Source organism: Stenotrophomonas sp. 116085_Sma (assembly GCF_056479585.1).
The window spans coordinates 3,461,758-3,481,561 of the sequence record NZ_CM151057.1 but is presented as its reverse complement, the minus strand read 5'-3'; the positions used below and the strand labels follow the sequence as shown (position 1 = coordinate 3,481,561).

The 19,804-nt window shown below is 67.3% G+C and carries 15 protein-coding genes; 7 read left to right on the top strand and 8 right to left on the bottom strand.

From position 1 onward, the window contains the following. Window positions 1-194: 194 nt before the first annotated feature. The 4 genes from ACZK0Z_RS16340 to ACZK0Z_RS16325 form a co-directional block, all read right to left on the bottom strand. Window positions 195-812: an HD domain-containing phosphohydrolase gene (locus ACZK0Z_RS16340; protein WP_197632028.1), complete on the bottom strand. Its 618-nt coding sequence runs from the start codon at window positions 810-812 to the stop codon at window positions 195-197. 44 nt (window positions 813-856) lie between these two features. After that, a complete protein-coding gene (mfd, locus tag ACZK0Z_RS16335) occupies window positions 857-4,321 on the bottom strand; it encodes a transcription-repair coupling factor (protein ID WP_197632027.1) in 3,465 nt (1,154 codons plus the stop codon). A gap of 126 nt (window positions 4,322-4,447) precedes the next feature. Then, window positions 4,448-4,993, bottom strand: a complete 546-nt coding sequence (locus ACZK0Z_RS16330; protein ID WP_004150340.1) for a GNAT family N-acetyltransferase — start codon at window positions 4,991-4,993, stop codon at window positions 4,448-4,450. 95 nt (window positions 4,994-5,088) lie between these two features. After that, on the bottom strand, window positions 5,089-5,946 hold the full coding sequence (locus tag ACZK0Z_RS16325; protein WP_049432781.1) for a 23S rRNA (adenine(2030)-N(6))-methyltransferase RlmJ: 858 nt from the start codon (window positions 5,944-5,946) through the stop codon (window positions 5,089-5,091). Window positions 5,947-5,981: 35 nt separating this feature from the next. Here ACZK0Z_RS16325 and creB point away from each other — a divergent pair, with 35 nt between their 5' ends. The 7 genes from creB to ACZK0Z_RS16290 all read left to right on the top strand — a co-directional run bounded on the left by creB (window position 5,982) and on the right by ACZK0Z_RS16290 (window position 13,738). Next, window positions 5,982-6,707, top strand: a complete 726-nt coding sequence (gene creB, locus ACZK0Z_RS16320) for a two-component system response regulator CreB (RefSeq protein ID WP_336339786.1) — start codon at window positions 5,982-5,984, stop codon at window positions 6,705-6,707. A 3-nt stretch (window positions 6,708-6,710) separates the two neighbouring features. Then, complete coding sequence (creC, locus tag ACZK0Z_RS16315) at window positions 6,711-8,171, top strand: two-component system sensor histidine kinase CreC (RefSeq protein WP_197633684.1); 1,461 nt, start codon at window positions 6,711-6,713, stop codon at window positions 8,169-8,171. An 81-nt stretch (window positions 8,172-8,252) separates the two neighbouring features. Next, window positions 8,253-9,572 (top strand): cell envelope integrity protein CreD, encoded by a 1,320-nt coding sequence (gene creD, locus ACZK0Z_RS16310; protein WP_197619953.1) that lies wholly within the window; start codon window positions 8,253-8,255, stop codon window positions 9,570-9,572. Between the two features lie 10 nt (window positions 9,573-9,582). Further along, window positions 9,583-9,993 carry a hypothetical protein gene (locus ACZK0Z_RS16305; protein ID WP_197633685.1) on the top strand — a complete coding sequence of 137 codons (411 nt, stop codon included), beginning with the start codon at window positions 9,583-9,585 and terminating at the stop codon, window positions 9,991-9,993. Window positions 9,994-10,117: 124 nt separating this feature from the next. Beyond that, window positions 10,118-11,716, top strand: coding sequence for a M28 family metallopeptidase (locus ACZK0Z_RS16300; protein ID WP_197619951.1), 1,599 nt, complete (start codon window positions 10,118-10,120; stop codon window positions 11,714-11,716). A gap of 92 nt (window positions 11,717-11,808) precedes the next feature. Next, entirely contained in the window at window positions 11,809-13,212 is a 1,404-nt protein-coding gene (gene gltX / locus ACZK0Z_RS16295) for a glutamate--tRNA ligase (RefSeq protein WP_197619950.1), read from the top strand. Between the two features lie 34 nt (window positions 13,213-13,246). Continuing rightward, window positions 13,247-13,738, top strand: coding sequence for a Fur family transcriptional regulator (locus tag ACZK0Z_RS16290; RefSeq protein WP_004150412.1), 492 nt, complete (start codon window positions 13,247-13,249; stop codon window positions 13,736-13,738). A gap of 153 nt (window positions 13,739-13,891) precedes the next feature. Here the strand turns inward: ACZK0Z_RS16290 and ACZK0Z_RS16285 are convergent, their stop codons facing one another. The 4 genes from ACZK0Z_RS16285 to ACZK0Z_RS16270 form a co-directional block, all read right to left on the bottom strand. Continuing rightward, window positions 13,892-15,043 (bottom strand): HlyD family secretion protein, encoded by a 1,152-nt coding sequence (locus ACZK0Z_RS16285; RefSeq protein ID WP_197619949.1) that lies wholly within the window; start codon window positions 15,041-15,043, stop codon window positions 13,892-13,894. Window positions 15,044-15,053: 10 nt separating this feature from the next. Beyond that, window positions 15,054-16,727 carry an MFS transporter gene (locus ACZK0Z_RS16280; protein ID WP_197619948.1) on the bottom strand — a complete coding sequence of 558 codons (1,674 nt, stop codon included), beginning with the start codon at window positions 16,725-16,727 and terminating at the stop codon, window positions 15,054-15,056. Beyond that, window positions 16,727-17,293, bottom strand: a complete 567-nt coding sequence (locus ACZK0Z_RS16275; protein ID WP_135272812.1) for a TetR/AcrR family transcriptional regulator — start codon at window positions 17,291-17,293, stop codon at window positions 16,727-16,729. Before ACZK0Z_RS16275 ends, ACZK0Z_RS16280 begins: the two co-directional genes overlap by 1 nt. Before the next feature lie 198 nt (window positions 17,294-17,491). Further along, on the bottom strand, window positions 17,492-19,693 hold the full coding sequence (locus ACZK0Z_RS16270) for a TonB-dependent receptor (protein ID WP_049430295.1): 2,202 nt from the start codon (window positions 19,691-19,693) through the stop codon (window positions 17,492-17,494). Between the last annotated feature and the right edge of the window lie 111 nt (window positions 19,694-19,804).

Genomic DNA, 19,804 nt, shown 5'->3' with positions numbered 1-19,804 from the left:
CAAGTCGGTCGGCGCATCAGCCGCCGTGTCCGTCGGCAAGTCGGTCGACGCATCAGCCGACGTGTCCGTCGGCAAGTCGGTCGGCGCATCAGCCGACGTGTCCACCCGTAAGTCGGTTAGCACATCAGCCGCCGCGTCAGCGGGCGCATCCGTCAGCACATCAGCCGACGGGTCACTTCACGTTCGGGAAGGACTCAGGCCAGCGCCGGTTCCTGTGCCAGCATGCGATGAAAGCGCTGCAGCACATACGGATCGATCAGACCGCCGGATTGCTCGTCGATGATGCGCATCGCAGTATCGTGTTCCATCGCGGCACGGTAGGGGCGCACGCTGGTCATCGCGTCATAGGCATCGGCCACGGTCATGATGCGGGAACCCAGCGGAATACCCTCACCGCGCAGCCCATCGGGGTAGCCGCTGCCATCGAAGGCCTCGTGATGGGCGCGGATCAGCCGCGCAACCGGTGCCGCGTCGCTGCGGCCGGTGGCGAGGAAGATGTGTTCACCGCGAACGGGATGCTCGCGCATGATCGCGCGTTCCTCGTCGGTGTGCCGGCGCGGTGTCAGCAATACATCGTCGGGAATGCCGATCTTGCCGATGTCGTGGAAACGCGCGGCCAGGCCGATCTGCGAACAGGCATCGTCATCGAGATCGCAGTGCGCGGCCAGGCGATGCGCGAGCAGGCCGACGCGGTCACAGTGGTGGCGGGTGTAGGCATCGCGCATCTGCAGCGACATCGAAAGGGCATCGATCAGGCAGGCCTGCGCGTGCAGCAGGTCGGGGGCGGGTACGGCGTCAGGAAACATGGTCATCCGCCCGCACCGGGTGGGGACCGGTGCGGGGTATTCGGGGGCGATCAACCCGGGGCGAGGGTGGTCAGAAGGGCGCGGGCCGCATTGAAGCGGTCTTCCGGCAACGGCAGCGGGTGCTTGATGCGCAGCTTGTCGGGCCCTTCCATGGCGTACAGGTTCGGTTGTTTCTGGATCAGCTGGATCACCGCCATCGGGTCGATGTTCGGCTTGGATTCGAACACGATGCGGCCACCGTTCTCGCCCAGGTCGAGCTTGCGGATGCCCAGCGTATTGGCCTTGAGCTTCAGCTCGGCGATGGCGAACAGGTGCTTGGCCGCATCCGGCAGCAGGCCGAAGCGGTCGATCATTTCCACCTGCAGCTCGCGCAGCGCGTCGCTGTCGCGCGCGCTGGAAATGCGCTTGTACAGGGTCAGGCGGGTGTGCACGTCCGGCAGGTAATCTTCCGGAATCAGCGCCGGCACATGCAGCTCGACCTCGGCGCCACGCACTTCTTCGCCGGCATCCAGGTCGGGCAGCTTGCCCTGCTTGATGCTGCGCACCGCGCGCTCCAGCAGCTCGGTGTACAGGCTGAAGCCGACCTCGGCCATCTGCCCGCTCTGGTCCTCGCCGAGCAGTTCACCGGCACCGCGGATCTCCAGATCGTGCGTGGCCAGGGTGAAGCCGGCGCCGAGCTCGTCCATCGAGGCGATCGCTTCCAGGCGCTTCTCGGCGTCCGGGGTGATCGATCGACGGTCCGGCGCCACCAGGTAGGCATAGGCGCGATGGTGCGAACGGCCGACGCGGCCGCGCAGCTGGTGCAGCTGGGCCAGGCCGAAGCGGTCGGCGCGGTTGATGATGATGGTGTTGGCGTTGGGGATGTCGATGCCCGACTCGATGATCGTGGTCGACAGCAGCACGTTGAAGCGCTGCTTCTGGAAATCCAGCATCACCTTTTCCAGCTCACGCTCGGGCATCTGCCCGTGGGCGATGCCGATGCGCGCTTCCGGCACCAGCTCGGACAGCTCGCGCTGCATGCGGCCGATGCTTTCCACGTCGTTGTGAAGGAAGTACAGCTGGCCACCGCGCGCCAGCTCGCGCTGGAAGGCTTCGCGCAGCAGTGCGTTGTCCCACTGGGTGATGAAGGTCTGCACGGCCAGCCGGTTCGGCGGCGGCGTGGCGATGATCGACAGGTCACGCAGGCCGGCCATGGCCATGTTCAAGGTGCGCGGGATAGGCGTGGCGGTCAGGGTCAGCAGGTGCACGTTGGCGCGCAGCGCCTTCAGCGCTTCCTTCTGGCGCACGCCGAAGCGCTGTTCCTCATCGACGATGACCATGCCCAGGTCCTTGAACTTCACGTCCGGCTGCAGCAGGCGGTGGGTACCGACGATGACGTCGATGGTGCCGGCGGCAACCTTCTCCAGTTCGGCCTTGATTTCCTTGGTGGTCTTGAAGCGCGACAGCACCTCGACCTTCAGCGGGTAATCGGCGAAGCGGTCGCGGAAGTTGCGGTAATGCTGTTCGGCCAGCAGCGTGGTCGGCACCAGCACCGCCACCTGCTTGCCGGCGCTGGCAGCGGCAAATGCCGCGCGCACCGCCACCTCGGTCTTGCCGAAGCCGACGTCGCCGCAGACCACACGGTCCATCGGCTGGCTGCTGGCGAGGTCGCGCAGGGTGGCGTCGATCGCGGCCAGCTGGTCTGGCGTTTCCTCGAACGGGAAGCCGGCCGCGAACGGCTCATACATCGCGCGGTCCACCTGCAGTGCAAGGCCGGCACGCGCCTGGCGGCGGGCCTGGATCTCCAGCAGTTCGGCAGCCACGTCGCGCACCTTCTCGGCGGCCTTGCGCTTGGCCTTGCTCCACTGCTCGCCACCCAGCGAATGCAGCGGCGCGGTTTCCGCGGAGGCGCCCGAGTAGCGGCTGATCAGGTGCAGCTGGGCGACCGGTACATACAGGCGGTCGCCCTTGGCATATTCGATTTCGAGGAACTCGCCGGGCATGCCGCCGACGTCCATCGCGATCAGGCCCCGGTAGCGGCCGACGCCATGGTCCTCGTGCACGATCGGCGCGCCCTCGGTCAGCTCGCCGAGATCGCGGATGATCGCTTCCGGCTCGCGGCCGGCACGGCGCGTACGGCGGGTGCTGCCGGCGCGCTCGGGGAACAGCTGGCGTTCGGTCAGCACCGCAATGCGCGGATCGTCCAGCGCGAAGCCATCCTCCAGCGGCGCCACGGCGATCGCGAAGCGCGCATCGTCGGCGAGGAACGCGGGCAGGTCGGCCACCACCGGTGGTTTCAGCTCGGCGGCCTGCAGCACTTCCAGCAGGGCTTCACGACGGCCGGGCGAATCGGCGGCGATCAGCACGCGGCCCGGGTAGTGGCCGAGGAAGGATTTCAGTGCGTCGCCGGCCGGTGCGTCGCGCGCGGCCACCGGCAACGGCGGCAACGGCTGGTCGCCCAACGGGTGCGCGTCGGCGATGCGTGCGTGGTCAGCAGCCCACACCTCGATGCGCGGTGCATCGTTCAGGCGCTCGCGCAGCAGCTCCGGCGACAGGTACAGCGCCGACGGCGGCAGCAGCGGCCGTTCGACGTCGTGGCGGCGCTGTTCGTAGCGCTCACCGGTCTGCGCCCAGAACGCTTCGGCGGCTTCGCCAGTGCCGGCGCAGACCACCGGCAGGCTGCCGTCGGGCAGGTAGTCGAACAGGGTTGCGGTGCGTTCGAAGAACAGCGGCAGGTAGTACTCGACGCCGGCCGGGGCCAGCCCGGACTTCAGGTCCTGGTACAGCGCGCTGCGCCGGGTATCGACATCGAAGCGCTCGCGCAGCGTGGCCAGCACGCGGGCGATGCTGGCCTCGTCCATCGGGACTTCGCGGCCGGGCAGCATGTGCACCGCTTCGACCTTGTCCAGCGAGCGCTGGCTTTCCGGGTCGAAGGCGCGGATCGAATCGATGTCCTCGTCCAGCAGTTCCACCCGCAGCGGCTCGTCGGCGCCCATCGGGAACACGTCGAGCAGGCCGCCGCGCACCGCAAAATCACCCGGATCCATCACCTGCGGCACGTTGCGGTAGCCGGCGCTTTCCAGGCGGCGCTTCTCCGTTTCCAGGTCCAGGCGCTGGCCGACCTTCAGGTCGAAGCTGCCACCGATCACGTAGCTGCGCGGGGCCAGCTGCTGCAGCAGGGTCTGCACCGGCACGATCACCAGGCCGCGCTTCAGCGTGGGCAGGCGGTGCAGGGCGGACAAACGCTGCGAGATGATGTCCGGATGCGGGCTGAAGCGGTCGTAGGGCAGGGTTTCCCAGTCCGGGAAGGCGACCACCGGCAGGGCCGGGTCGCCGCCGAGCAGGGTGTGCAGGTCGGCTTCGAGCTGGTTGGCGCCGTGGTTGTCACGGGCGATCACCAGCAGCGGAGCGTCGTGCGCACGCGCGGCCTGGGCCAGGTACCAGGCCAGGGCGGTCGGCGAGGCGGGGGCGCGCCACCAGGCGCGGAGCTGGCCGGCACGCGGCAGCGGCGGGGCGGGGTATGAGGTACGCGACATGGACCCCGGATTTTAGCAGAAGCCCCCGCCGGGCCCATGATCGTGACGTGAGCGGGGTAGCGCCGGGCCAAGCCCGGCGAGCGCAGCGGTTGAATCAATGTCGCCGGGCATGGCCCGGCGCTACCTTCAGTTGTCCAGCTCCAGCACCATCCGCACCAGGCCTTCGGCGCCAGTCGGGTGCGGCACCGGCTTGAAGCCCAGCGAGGCGGCCAGCTGCTTCATCGGCTCGTTCTCGGCGGCAACGTCGCCGTACAGGCGGTCCAGGTACTTGCCGCGGCCCCACTTCACCAGCTTGCGCATCAGCTGCCGGCCCAGGCCCTGGCCGATCAGGAAGCGGCTGATCAGGATCGCGTACTCGGCTTCGCGGGTACCGGGGATGATCGAAGCCCGGGCGACCGCGCCGACCACCGCTTCGCCAGCCGGCAGGGATTCGGCAGCGACCAGGGTGATCTCGGTCTTTGGATTGGGGTGGGTCAGGCGCTGGGTGGTTTCCGGCGACAGTTCGGTCACCGCCTGCAGGAAACGATCACGGATTTCTTCCGGCCCGAACAGGCTGAACGCCGCTTGCAGCGGTGCGCCATCTTCCGGGCGGATGGGGCGGATCAGCAGCTCGTGGCCGCTGGGAGCCTTGAAGATCTCATGCCAGGGCGGCATGCGGTTGCGAGTGGCCATACCGGGTGATTCCTTGGTGGTCCATCGATTGTGGCATCACCGGGGCTGCATTCCGTGAACGAAAGGCTCACGGCGGTACAGCCTCGTGAAGGCCGTTATTCGGGCGCTTTGAGCCAATCCAGGCGGGTGCTGGCACCGGGTTCGCCCAGGTGCTGGCGCAGTGCCGGCAGGGCCGGGCCGACCACCCGGTCGAACTGCCAGGGCGGGTTGAGCAGCAGCATGCCACTGCCGTTGAGGCGCAGCGGCGAGTCGTCCGGGCGCACCAGGAACTCGATCGTCATCGCCGATTTCACCGGCAGGGCGGTGGCCTTGCGCAGGAAATGCAGGATGGTGCGGCGCTGCTTGATCGGGAACCAGACCGCGCAGGTGGCCTGCGGCCAGCGTGCCAGGGTCTCGGCCAGCGCGGCCAGGACGGCCTGGTATTCGGCGTCCTGCGCCTCGTAGGGCGGGTCGATCAGCACCAGGCCGCGGCCGATCTTGCTGCCGTTGAACTTCGGCGGCAGCAGCGAACGCAGCAGTGCGTAGCCATCGCCCGCACGCACGTCGACGCGGCTGTCATGCGCGAACAGCGCCTTCAGCGTGGCCGTTTCGGCTTCCTGCAGCTCGCATACCGCCATGCGGTCCTGGGCACGCATGGCCTGTGCGCTCAGCAGCGGCGAGCCGGGGTAGGTGGTCAGCGCGCCGATCGGATTGTCGGCCTGCACCGCCTTCAGGTAGCGCTCGACCACCTCCGGCAGCTTGGGCTGGGCCATCAGCCGCATGATCCCGGATTCGGCCTCCAGGGTCTTGCGGCTTTCTTCGCTGGCCAGCAGGTAACGGCCGGCACCGCCGTGGGTGTCGAGCACGAAGAACGGGCTGTCCTTGCGCTTGAAGCTGTCGATCAGGGCCAGCTGCACGATGTGCTTGAGCACATCGGCGTGGTTGCCGGCATGGAAGGCGTGGCGATAGTTCATGGGCGGCAGTGTACGGGGCGGCGGCCGCAGCGGCTATGCTGCGCGCCATGACAGCTCCTGTTGCCCATGTCCTGGTGGTCGAGGACGAAGCCGCCATCGCCGAAACCGTGCTCTACGCGCTGCGCAGCGAGGGCTATGCCGCCAGCCACTGCCTGCTGGGCGGCGAGGCCCTGCAGCGGCTGCAGGCCGGCGATATCGACGTGGTGGTGCTGGACGTGGGCCTGCCCGACCTGGGCGGGTTCGAGGTCTGCCGTCGGCTGCGCGCGCAGCCCGGGCCGGAGGCACAGCTGCCGGTGATCTTCCTGACCGCCCGCAACGACGAGGTCGACCGTGTGCTCGGCCTGGAACTGGGCGCCGACGATTACATGACCAAGCCGTTCTCGCCGCGCGAACTGGTGGCGCGGGTGCGTGCGCGCCTGCGCCGCGCGGCACCGGTCGTGGCAGCACCCGGTGCCGATGCGGGCTGGCAGGAATACGGCGCCTTCGCCATCGACCGTGAAGGCCGGCGTATCCGCTTCCATGGCCAGGCACTGGACCTGACCCGTTACGAGTACGCGCTGCTGGAGGCGCTGCTGCAGCGCCCCGGCGCCATTCTCAGCCGTGCCCAGCTGATGGACCGTGGCTGGGACAGCAGCGCCGACAGCGCCGACCGGACCGTTGATACGCATGTAAAGACGCTGCGCGCCAAGCTGCGTGCGGCAGGCGCCAGCGACGACCCGATCCGTACCCACCGTGGCCTTGGCTACGCGCTGGAGGTCTAGCCGATGCGCCTGGTACTGAAGCTGTTCCTGGGCTTCTTCCTGATCACCGGCATCGCCGCCTTCTTCGTGATGCGCGTGTTCGTCAACGAGGTGAAGCCCGGTGTGCGCCAGGCGATGGAATCGACCCTGGTCGATGCGGCCAACGTGCTGGCCGAAATGGCCGCCGCCGACGTCAAGGCCGGCACCATCCGCAGCGGCAGCTTCACCCGCAGCCTCGCCAAGGCACGACAGCGTGACCTGAAGGCGATGGTCTGGCGCTTCCCGAAGCGTTCGCTGGATTACCGGGTGACCATCACCGATGCCAAGGGCATCGTCATCTACGACTCGCTGGGCCGCGACCTGGGGCGCGACAACTCGCGCTGGAATGATGTGTACCGCACGCTGCGCGGCGAGTACGGCGCCCGCTCCAGCCCGGAAACACCGGGTGAGGAAGGCGATACAGTGATGCACGTGGCAGCGCCGGTGTACGACCCGGCCGATGGACGCACGCTCATCGGCGTGCTCAGCCTGGCCCAGCCCAACCGCAGCATCGATCCGTTCATCGCTGCCAGCCAGCGCGCCATCATCGAGCGCGGCGCCTGGCTGATCGGGCTGTCGGCGCTGGTCGGTGTGCTGGTGACAATGTGGCTGACCACCGGCCTGGGCCAGCTCAGCCGCTATGCGCGTGCGGTCAGCGCCGGCGAACCGGTGCCACCGCCGCGCCGCCGCCGCGACGAGATCGGTGACCTGGGCCAGGCGCTGGAAACCATGCGCCGCAAGCTGGAGGGCAAGGCCTACGTCGAGCAGTACGTGCAGTCGCTGACGCATGAAATGAAGAGTCCGTTGGCGGCGATCCGCGGTGCGGCCGAGCTGCTGCAGGAGCCGCTGCCGGAAGTCGATCGCATGCATTTCGCACGCAGCATCGTCGATCAGCAGGAGCGGTTGACCGAGACCATCGACAAACTGCTGGCGCTGGCCGAAGTGGAACAGCATGGCTGGCTGCAGACCCGTGATCCGATCGCGCTGCCAATCTTGTTGGCCGATGCCGCCGCGGCCGCGCAGGTGCGCGCGCAGGCGGCGGGCGTGCAGGTCCGCATCGGCAGCGTGCCCGACCTGCAGGTGCAGGGCGACGGCTACCTGTTGCGGCAGGCGCTGCACAACCTGATCGACAACGCGATTGCGTTCTCTCCGGCCGGCGCGGAGATCGCGCTGCAGGCCGAGGTGGATGGGCAGGGCGTACGCCTGCAGGTGGCCGACCGCGGTGCCGGCATTCCCGACTATGCGCGTGAGCGGGTGTTCGAACGCTTCTATTCGCTGGCCCGCCCCGGCAGCGGACGGCGCAGTTCCGGCCTGGGCCTGCCGTTCGTGCAGGAGGTCGCTCGCCTGCATGATGGCCGCGCCAGCGTCGATGCCCGCGACGGCGGTGGCACCGTGGCCAATCTGTGGTTGCCGCTGGGTACGCCGGGCCAGCGTCCGCGGCGCTGACTTCACACTCGCTTCAAATTCGCCACAAACCCTGCTCACTGCAGCGGTCCATCCTGCAGCCCTCTCCAACGAGGATGGACCATGAAATCCCTGAAGATGCTGCTGCGGTTCGCCATTGTCGGCGGGCTGATCCTGCTGCTGCTGGTTCCGCTGACGATGATCCGCGGGGTCATCAACGAACGCAGTGCGTACCGCGACGAGGCCTTCGCGCGGGTGGCCGACAGCCGCGCCGGTGCACAGCAGCTGGTCGGCCCGGTGCGGGTGGTGCCGTGGGTGGAGCGCAAGCAGGTTGAGCTGGTCGACCCGCTGGGCGTCAAGAAGACCGAGGTACAGGTCACCGAAGGGCACTGGCTGCAGATGCCGGCGTCGCTGGAGGTCGGCGGCGAAATGCTGCCGAGCCAGCGTGAGGTCGGCCTGTTCAAGGTGCCGGTGTACAGCTGGAACGGCCAGATGAAGGCAACCTTCGCCGAAGACGATTACCCGGTGAAGGCCGGCCGCAGCTACGGTCAACCGTACGTGGCGGTGGGGGTTTCCGATGTGCGCGGCCTGGTCGGTACGCCCAACCTGCGCGTGGATGGCAAGCAGCTGCGCCTGCTGCCGGGCGTCGGCGCCGCCAGCGAAGTCGGCCGCGGCCTGCATGCACCGGTGGCCGGATTCGCCGAAGACCATGGCGGCACGCTGGCCGCCAGCACCGTGGAGCTGGAGCTGCGCCTGGACGGAAGCCGCATGCTGTCGGTGGTGCCGGTGGGCGATGACACCCACATCGCGCTGCGTTCGAGCTGGCCGCACCCGTCGTTCAGCGGTGCCTTCCTGCCCAACGAGCGCCGCGTCGATGCGCAGGGCTTCGATGCGCGCTGGGCGGTGTCCTCGCTGGCCTCCGACGCACAGCGCCAGCTGCGCAATGACGGTGCGGTCGAATCGCAGGCGGTGACCGTTTCGCTGGTCGATCCGGTCGATGCTTACACCCAGGCCGATCGCGCCTCGAAGTATGGCGTGCTGTTCGTGCTGCTGACGTTCGTGGGCTTCATCCTGTTCGAGTTGATCAAGTCGCTGCGCATCCACCCGCTGCAGTACCTGATGGTGGGCCTGGCGCTGGCGATCTTCTTCCTGCTGCTGATCAGCCTGTCCGAGCACATCGCATTCTGGAAGGCCTACCTGGTGTCGGCGGTGGCCTGTATCGGCCTGCAGGCGGTGTATCTGGCCAACGTGCTGGGGCACTGGAAGCGCGGCCTCGGCTTCGCCACGCTGCTGACCGTGCTGTATGGCGCGCTGTACGGCCTGCTGGTGTCGGAGAACAATGCGCTGCTGATGGGTTCGCTGCTGCTGTTCGTGATCCTGGCACTGGCGATGTGGGTGACCCGCCGGGTCGACTGGTACGCGCTTGGCGCGGAACTGAAGTAAGGAGTACACCATGGGCTGGCGCGAGGGATTGCGGCAACGGGCACGGCAGGGCATTCCGGCCCTGCTGGAAGTGGATGCACTGCTGCAGGCGCATGGCGTGCTGGCGGCCCTGCCGGGGGCACGGATTGCGCCCGGCCTGGTCCGCTTCCAGCTGGCGCCGGTCACCTGCGAGGGATTGCAGGGCAAGGGGCTGGCCTGGCTGCAGGGCGCGCGGCAGGGACGCGGCGCGGTGGCCGGCCGGGTGCCGCGCTACCGGCCATGGAAGGCCGGGGCAGAGGCGCTGGCCGAGATCGGCATCGGCGGCCTGCCGGATGACTGGCCGGCGCATGCGGCGGTGTTCGGCTGCAGCAGCATCGACCGGCGGCATTGGTTGCTGTTGCTGCCGGAGCGGGCGCAGTTGTGGTTGGGGTGGAATGGATGATTCGGCTGTTCATCCACGCATGGCGTGGACCTACAGCTGTCCATGACCGATGGGACGGTATCGCCGCGCCCCTGCTGGCTAGACTCGATGGGTTGATGATCGAGCCGAAGGGCAGGGGTGCGATGTGTTGAAGTGGGGCGTGCTGGCCGCAGCGCTGGTGATGGGTGGCAATGCAGGGGCGCAGCAGCGCGAAACGGTGGACCTGGACATGGTCAGCCGCATCCGCCAGGAGGCCTTCCATCGTTCGCAGGTGATGGACACCTTCAGCTATCTCACCGAGCGCATCGGCCCACGCCTGACCAATTCGCCGGCGATGGGCCGCGCCAATGCCTGGACCCGCGGCAAGTTCAACGAATGGAAGCTGGACAACGTCCACGACGAAGCCTTCGATGATTTCGGCCGTGGCTGGGAGTTCACCTCGGCCAGCGTGGAAATGCTGGGTGACCGCGTGCAGCCGCTGCATGCGCTGCCCAAGGCCTGGACGCCGGGCACCAAGGGCCCGGTCGAAGGCGAGTTGGTCCAGGTCGAGATAAAGAAGCCGGAAGACATCGAGAAGTACCGCGGCAAGCTGCGCGACAAGATCCTGCTGCTTGGCGAGGCGCGCGAGTACAAGCGCGGCACCGAGCCCGATTCGCACCGGCATGACGCCACCTCGCTGGAGGGCCTGCAGGAGTTCACCCTGCCCAAGGACAAGGACGCCACCGCCGAACGTGCCAAGCGGGTCAAGGAGTACCAGGAACGCCAGCAGCTGGCGACCAAGGTCAATGCGTTCTTCGTGGAAGAGGGCGCGCTGGCCTCGATCAGTATCAGCAGCTGGGACAACGGCATCATCCGCGTTGCCGGTGGTGGTTCGCGCAAGGCCGGTGAATCGGTGGGCATCCCCGAGCTGGCGATGATCAGCGAGCACTTCAATCCACTGGTGCGCGCGCTGGAGGCCAAGCAGACCGTGCGCCTGCGCGTGGATGTGGCCGCGCGTTTCACCGACCAGGCCGACCAGCCGGGTTACAACACGCTGGCCGAGATCCGCGGCAGCAGCAGGCCCGACGAAGTGGTGATGATCGGCGCGCACCTGGATTCGTGGCACAGCGGTACCGGTGCGGCCGACAACGCGGCCGGCGTGGCAGTGATGATGGAGGCGATGCGCATCCTCAAGGCCACCGGCGCCAAGCCGAAGCGCACCATCCGCGTGGCGCTGTGGAGCGGCGAGGAACAGGGCCTGATTGGTTCGCAGGCCTATGTGGCCAAGCACTTCGGTCGTTTCCCGGAACCCACCGACGCGGCACAGAAGGCACTGCCGGCCTCGCTGCGCGAGCCGACCGGTGCATTGCAGAAGACCCGCGACTACGACAAGTTCCAGGTCTACTTCAACATGGACAACGGCTCGGGCCGGTTCCGTGGCATCTATGCGCAGGAGAACCTGGCGGCGATGCCGATCTTCGAAGCCTGGCTGGCGCCGTTCCATGACGTGGGCGCCACTACCGTGGCCACTCGCAACACCGGCAGCACCGACCACATCAGCTTCGACCGCATCGGCCTGCCGGGCTTCCAGTTCATCCAGGACCGGCTGGACTACTTCACCAATGTCCACCACAGCCACCTGGATACCTGGGACCACGCCGAGCCGGAAGACCTGAAGCAGGCCGCCGCCATCGTCGCCTCGTTCGCCTACAACGCGGCGATGCGCGAGCAGTCGTTCCCGCGCAAGGCTGAACCGCAGCCCTGAAAAACCGGAGGGGACGGGGCGATGCATCCGCCCCTCCTTGCCTTTCCGGGGCTGGTGGTAAAATCAGGGGATTCCCGTTCCTCGAGCCGTCCATGACCTGCCGCACCCGCTTCGCCCCCAGTCCCACCGGCTACCTGCACATCGGTGGTGCCCGCACTGCGCTGTACTGCTGGCTGGAGGCCCGCCACCGTGGCGGCGAGTTCGTGCTGCGCATCGAGGATACCGACCGTGAACGCAGCACCCAAGGCGCGATCGACGCGATCCTGGAGGCGATGGAGTGGCTGGGTCTGGACTACGACGAGGGCCCGATCTACCAGACCGACCGCGTCGCCCGCTATCTGGAAGTGGCCGAGCAGCTGGTGGCCGACGGCAAGGCGTACTACGCCTACGAGACCCGCGAAGAGCTGGACGCGATGCGCGAGGCCGCCATGGCCAAGCAGGAAAAGCCGCGCTACAACGGCGCCGCGCGTGACCTGGGCCTGCCGCGCAAGGACGACCCGAATCGCGTCATCCGCTTCAAGAACCCGCTGGAAGGTACGGTGGTGTTCGACGACCTGATCAAAGGCCGCATCGAGATCGCCAACAGCGAGCTGGATGACATGGTCATCTTCCGCCCGGACGGCTACCCCACCTACAACTTCGCAGTGGTGGTGGACGACTGGGACATGGGCATCACCGAGGTCATCCGCGGCGACGACCACATCAACAACACCCCGCGCCAGATCAACCTGTACGAAGGCATCGGTGCGCCGGTGCCGAAGTTCGGCCACATGCCGATGATCCTGGACGAGCAGGGCGCCAAGCTGTCCAAGCGCACCGGCGCGGCCGACGTGATGCAGTACAAGGACGCCGGCTACCTGCCCGATGCGCTGCTGAGCTACCTGGCCCGCCTGGGCTGGTCGCATGGTGACCAGGAGCTGTTCAGCCGCCAGGAACTGATCGACCTGTTCGACGTGAAGGACTGCAATTCCAAGGCCTCGCGCCTGGACATGGCCAAGCTGGGCTGGGTCAACCAGCACTTCCTGAAGACCGAGGACGTGGCCGCCATCGTGCCGCACCTGGTGTACCAGCTGCGGAAGCTGGGCCTGGACGTGGCCGCCGGCCCGGCCCCGGAGGACGTGGTGATCGCCCTGCGTGAACGCGTGCAGACCCTGAAGGAAATGGCCGAAAAGGCCGTGGTCTGGTACCAGCCGCTGACCGAGTACGACGAAACCGCCGTGGCCAAGCACTTCAAGGCCGGCGCCGAGGTGGCGCTGGGCAAGGCCCGCGAGCTGCTGGCAGCCCTGCCGGAATGGACCGCCGAGTCGGTGGGCGTGGCCCTGCATGATGCCGCCGCGGCGCTGGAGATCGGAATGGGCAAGGTTGCCCAGCCGCTGCGCGTGGCCATCACCGGCACCCAGGTCAGCCCTGACATTTCCCATACCGTGTACCTGGCCGGCCGCGAGCAGGCCTTGAAACGCATTGATGTGGCCATCACCAAGGTAGCAACGGCCTGAGGCATCCTTGCCAGGCCCGAACCGGAGAACACGCATGCCCGCCAAGACCGCCACTGCCTGTACCGCCCCGCACCACCACGTCCATGACGCATCGGATTTCGTGGCGGTGGTCGAGCGCGTCTCGCGCGAACGCGGGCTGCGCCTGACCCCGATCCGCGCCAACGTGCTGAAGCTGATCGCCGAGGCCGGCAAGCCGGTCAAGGCCTACGAGCTGCTGGAATGGGTGCGCAACGGCAAGGGCGTGGGCGCTGATGCCCCGCCCACCGTGTACCGCGCGCTGGACTTCCTGATGGCCAATGGCTTCGTGCACAAGCTGGAGTCGGTGAATGCATTCGTGGCCTGCCATCACCCCAGCAGCGCCGCGCATTCGGTGCCGTTCCTGATCTGCAACAGCTGCCACAGCGCAGTGGAACTGGAAGACCGCGAGATCGTCACCCAGCTGGAAAAGCGTGCCAAGGAGCTGGGCTTCCAGCCGCAGGCACAGACCCTGGAAGTGCACGGGCTCTGCGCGCGCTGCGCGGGCTGATCGTGTCGGCGGTAGAGTCGGTCGGCGGTAGAGTCGACTGTTAGTCGACTGCTCTTCCGTGAAGCCCACGAGTACCCCGCGCTGCGCGATAGTCGACTGACAGTCGACTCTACCAAGCCGTCTCTACCAAGCCGAGTCCTGCAGGGTCGCGTCCTAGTCCATCGGCTTGCTTGCGGTATCCACCCGCACGATCACCGACATGCCAGGCCGCAACTCTGCGGCCAGCTTCTGGCCTTCATTGATCGAAATCCGTACCGGCAGCCGCTGCACCACCTTGGTGAAGTTGCCGCTGGCATTGTCCGGGCGCAGCACGCTGAATTCCGACCCGGTGGCCGGGGCGATCTCCTGCACGCGGCCACGCAGCACCTGGCCCTGGAACGCGTCCACAGAGAACGTGGCCGGCTGGCCGATGGCCATTCCCCAGGTCTGGCCTTCCTTGTAGTTGGCCACCACCCACAGCGTGTCAGGCACCAGGAACAGCAGCTGAGAACCGGCCGCGACGTACTGGCCCACGCGCACGCTGGCTTCACTGATCTGGCCGTCGCGCGGCGCGTGGATCACGGTATTGGCCAGATCGATGCGCGCCAGTTCCAGCTGCGCCTGTGCGCTCTCCACCTGCGCCTCCAGGCTCTTGCGCGCGACCTGGGTCGATACCAGGGTTTCCTCGGCAATGCGGATCTGCGCCTGTGACTGCTGGACGCTGGCCTGTGCCGACGCCTGGGTGGTGCGGAACTTGTCGCGGTCATTGATCGACACCAGTTGCTGCGCGGCCAGTTCCTCGTAGCGCTTCAGCTCGTTGCGCGCGCGCTGCAGTTCGGCCTGGCCGGCCGACAGCGTTGCATGCGCGGAGGCGATCTGTGCGCGGTTCTGGGCCTGCGACTGGTCGGAGTTGGCGAGCGCCGCGCGCGCGCTGTCCAGCGTTGCCTGTGCCTGCGCGACACGCTGTGCGTAGATGCGGTCATCGATGCGCAGCAGCGGCGCGCCCTCCTTCACGTGCTGGAAGTCCTTCACCAGCACCTCGGTCACATAGCCGTTCACCTGCGGCGCCATCACCGTGATCTGCCCGCGCACATACGCATTGTCGGTCACCATCACCGTGCTGGTGAACGGCCACAGGTGCCACGCGCGCAGGATCAGCGCGATGCCCAGCAGGGCCACGACCACCATCACCACCACGCTGCGCGCGCTGGGCTTGAGGTACTTCGGCGCCACGGCAGGTTCGACTGGCGTGGGCGCGGGAGCGGCGTCCGTCGGTGGCGGTGGGGTGACGTTGTCGTCGTCGGTGCGGGGCGGAACGGGAGGCATGGGGTTGGACTCAGCGGGGCGCGGCCGGCGTGGCCACGGCAGGGGACGTGGGATGGCGCTTGCGCCATTGCTTGAGCACGGCGGTGCGCACCGACAACAGCAGCAACCAGCACAGGAAGCCGATGGCCAGCCAGCCACTCAGCGTGAACACATCATTGAAGCCGCGCACGTTGGCTTCGCGGCGCGTCGTCTGCGCCAGCTGCGCGCTGCCCTGCGCGCTGCGCAGCACCGGATCGGTGATCTGGGCAGCGTACAGCTGCTGCTGGATACGCAGGCGCTGCGCCACCACAGGATCGGCCGGGTCGAGCTGGCTGGTCAGCGCGCTGGAGTACAGCTGTTCGCGATGCAGCTGGAAGGTACCCAGCACCGCCGATCCGGCCAGGCCCCCCAGGGTCTGCGTGATCGACAGCGTTACCAGGAAGGTGATCATGTGATCCACGCCCTGTTTCAGAGCGGCGGAAATGCCGAGCATGATCAACGGGCCCATGAACATGCCGGCGCCGACCGAGGCCAGGAACTGGCTGGCATAGAAGTCGTGCGGCCGATCCATGCTGGTGCGATGCTGGTCGAAGAAGGCGGCGGCGCCCAGCAGCAGGATCGCCATCAGCAGCTGGGGGATCAGCCGCTTCGGGCCGAAGGTAAGTGATGCTCCGGCGATGCCAGTGACCACGCCCGCCAGTATCACCACGAACAGCGGGCGCATCTGGTCAGGCCCCATGCCCAGCGTGCGCATCAGGTTGACGACGCCATAGGACTGCTCGGTGGTGAGGAAACGGATCAGAAAGGCACCGACGATGAAGTGCAGTACCGGCAGCTTCGACAGCCAGCGGATCTGCAGCAGCGGATTGCGCCGGTAGTGCTCGATGATGAAGGCGGTGGTGGACAGCACGATCGAGGCGACCAGTGCCCAGCCCAGCCATGGCGTGTTGAGCCACCAGCGCGTGTAGCCCTGCGCCAGCACGATCACCAGCAGCGCGACCGCCGGTGCCAGCAGCGCGAAGGTGAGGAAGTCCAGCGGTTCGAAGGCCTTGATCTGGATGCCGGGCGGCAGCTTCAGCACCACCACGGCTGCAAATGCACACAGCGCCAGGCCGGCTTCGAAGGAATACAGCTGGTGCCACTGGCCGGTATCGACCAGGCCTGGCGAAACGATCCAGGCGATCGGCACCGCCAGCTGCGAAAGGCCGACCCCGACCACCAGCAGATTGCCGGTGAACCGCCGCGGCAGCGCCTGCAACATGTACAGCGTGCCCAGGGTCGAACAGGCCGCGCCAGCGAAGCCGCTGGCGGCACGGGTCAGCATCGTGGTCTCGAAGCTGCCGACGAACAGGTGCAGCACCGCCAGCGCCGCATACAGGCCCAGCCCGATCTCTGCGAACAGGCGGATGCCGTACTGCTGGCGGAACTTGAAGGCCAGCAGGTTGGCCGTGACGTTGACCATTGCATAGGCCGCCACCAGCCAGCTGCCCTGGGTCGGGGTCAGCGCCAGCTGGCCCTGCAGGAACGGCAGGTTGGCGGTCACCAGCGCATTGCCGAGGCCGCCGGTGATCGCCACCAGCAGCGACACCAGTGCATAGGCCACGCGCCGATACGGCGGATGCCAGGGCATCGATGCCGAACCGGGCATGGTCGGCTTCTCGTGCTCCTCCCAATCCGGAACCGGCTTCAGATACGGCTGGACCATCAGCGGGCCTCGCTGGTTGCTCCCTGGAGACCCCCGCGCAGCAGCTGCAGGGCGCGCCCGGCCAGGTGGGCGCGCTCGTCGCGGGTCTTGCCGCGCAGGGCCGCGCCCAGCATGCCCGAGATCAGTGAAATATCCGTCTTCTCCAGGTCGGCACGGCACAGGCCGGCCGCCTTGGCGCGCTCAATCGGCGCTTCCAGCAGATCGCGCACGGTCTCGCGCGCGGTGCGCATGGCCGGCACGTCCGAATCGACCGCACGCCAGTAATCGGCCAGCGCCGGCGAATCGATGATGCGCTGGGCCATGCCCTCGAACACCTCGAACAGGGCGTCGTCGCGGTCACCGAGCTGTTCGACCTGGCGCCGGATGCGGTCGACCGTACGCTGCAGCAGTGCCTGGATCAGCGCGGTGCGGTCGGGAAAGTTGCGGTACAGGGTGGCGCGGCCCACCTGGGCGCGTTCGACCACCAGGTCCAGCGGGGCGGTGACACCGTGTTGGCCGAACACATGATCGGCGGCGTCGAGGATGAGGGCACGGCGGGCAGCAGCATCGGCACGTTGGGCAGTCATGGGTATATTTTCGGACATTAGTGTCCGGTTGGCGAGACATTGAGTGACGGGATTGTCCGCTTGTTGTCGTACGCACATCTTTGTGACGGATACGTGATGGTGGGAATCTGAACGAAAACGGGGGCCCGAAGGCCCCCGTAGGATCACGTGGGGTCAGAGCCCTTTCCTGCGGAAAGGGATCCGACCCCGCCTACGCGATCAGAAGAACGCGCGGATGCCGAATGCGACACCACGGCCCGGCAGCGGCGAGTAGTCGCGCAGCAGCGAGGTATGCGGACGCACTTCGCGGTTGGTCAGGTTGCTGCCATCCAGGAAGACTTCGTAGCTGTTGCTGGCGTTGCGATCCCAACGGTAGGCCAGGTGCGCATCGACCAGGGTGTAGCCGTTGCTCGGCTCCTCGTTCTGCGCGACGTCCTTCTGGCGGCTGTAACGCACCGCACCGACCGAAGCGCGCCAGCCATCCTTCGACCAGCGCAGGTCGGCACCGATGCGGGCCGGGGCGATGCGGGGCAGGTAGCCGGTGTTGGCCAGTTCCACGCTGTAGTTGTGGGTGTGGTCGCCATGCGGCACGGCGATGTCCAGGTTGCGGCTGCCGCTGCCATCCAGCTTGGCCTTCACGTAGTCACCGAACAGGCGCAGATCCCAGTCACCGGCGCCGCCCTCGAACAGGTGTACCAGCGCTTCGGCCTCGGCACCGCGGAACACCGCGTCCTGCTGGGTCCATGCACGAACCGGCAGGCCTTCGGTTACGCCGGTGTCGGCCAGGTAGATGAAGTCCTTGAACTTCGTCTGATAGACCGACGCCGAGAAGTCCAGGCGTTCGCTGTGGGTGTGGATACCCAGTTCGACGCGCTGGCCGCGCTCGGTCTTCAGGTTGGCATCGCCGATTTCCAGCGAGCGGGTGGCGATGTGCGCGCCGGCGGCATACAGCTCTTCGTTGGTCGGTGCACGCTCGGAGCTGTCCACGCCGATGCGCAGATCAACGGCATCGTTGAGCTTCCAGATGCCAGCGGCAGACAGGTTGGTGGCGCCGAACGTGCGACGGCGGTAGTCACCGGTCGGGTCCAGCTTGACCTGATCGTGGCGGCCGCCCAGTTCCAGCTTGAACGGGCCGAACTGCTTTTCCTGCAGCACGAACAGGCCGATGTTCTTCGTACCGGTATCCGGTACGAACGCCTCTTCACCCTTGGCGCCGAAATCACTGTTGCCGAACTGCAGGCCGAACGCGCCATCCCAGCCGCCGATCTGCTGTTGCACCGCTTCCAGGCGTGCCTCGATGCCACGGTTGGTGAAGCGGGTGGAGGGCGTGCCGGCCTCCAGTTCCACGTGCTCGTAGTCGGTGTAGGCCACGCGTGCGTTGATGTTCTTCAGGAAGGAGACCGGGTTGTAGATGCCAGCCTTGGTCTCGAAGCGGTTCTGCACCATGTCGATGCGCACGTCATGCTCGTCGCCGCCTTCCTCTTCGTCGCCATGGTCGTGGCCGTGGTCATGGCCGTGATCGTCGCCATCGGCGTGCACGTGCGCTCCGTTGGGAATGCCGTAGTTGGTGCGGTAGGTGCTGGCCGACACGCCGAAGTAGCCGCCGTCGCCCAGCCAGGTCGCGCCGACGCCACCGGCGCGGGTACGGATGGAGCTGTTGTCGAGGCGGCCGCGGCGCGGCTCTTCGCCCTCCTCGCCCGCGTGGTCGTGGTCGTCGTGGTGGTCTTCCAGGCTGTCGATCACCGCATAGCCGGGAATGCGGTAGTCGTCGCCATTGCGTACCAGGCCGTCCACATGAAGCACGACATTGCCGGTGACGCCATCGAGGCGGAACATGCCGCTGCGCTCGTTGTTCACCGAATTGCCACGCAGCTCGGCGCGGCCGCTGAGCGGGCGCTCGGGCAGCTCACGCGCGATGCGGCCGTCGACCACATTGACCGCACCACCGATGGCACCGCTGCCGAACAGCAGCGTGGCCGGCCCCTTCAGCACTTCGATCTGGTCAGCGAGGAACGGCTCGATGCTGGTGGCATGGTCCGCACTGACGGTGGATGCATCCATGTTGCCCATGCCGTTGGAGAGCACGGCCACGCGCGGGCCTTCCTGGCCGCGGATGATCGGGCGGCCGACGCCGGGGCCGAAGAAGGTGCTCTGCACACCCGGCAGCTTGGCCACGGTGTCGCCGAGGGTACCGGCCTTCTGCTCGTCCAGGCGCTCGCCAGCCAGCACGTCAACCGGGCGTGCCAGGGATTCTGCATCGCCCTGCAGCGGCGAAGCAGTCACCTGCACCGACGACAGTTCAGTCAGGTGGCGGTCACGATGGGAGGTGTCCTGGCCGGCTGCAAAGGCAATGGACGGCAGCAGGGTGGCCAGAGCCAGGGCCAGGGAATGCGGCTTGAGCCGCGGGGTGTGGGTGGGCATGAAGAAGTCCTTTGTTACTGTATATCAATCGCTGGGCGCACGAATCCCGTCAGCGGGACAGGGGGAGGGAAACCGTGCGGGTCGGGAATGGATGTTATATTATTCCATAAC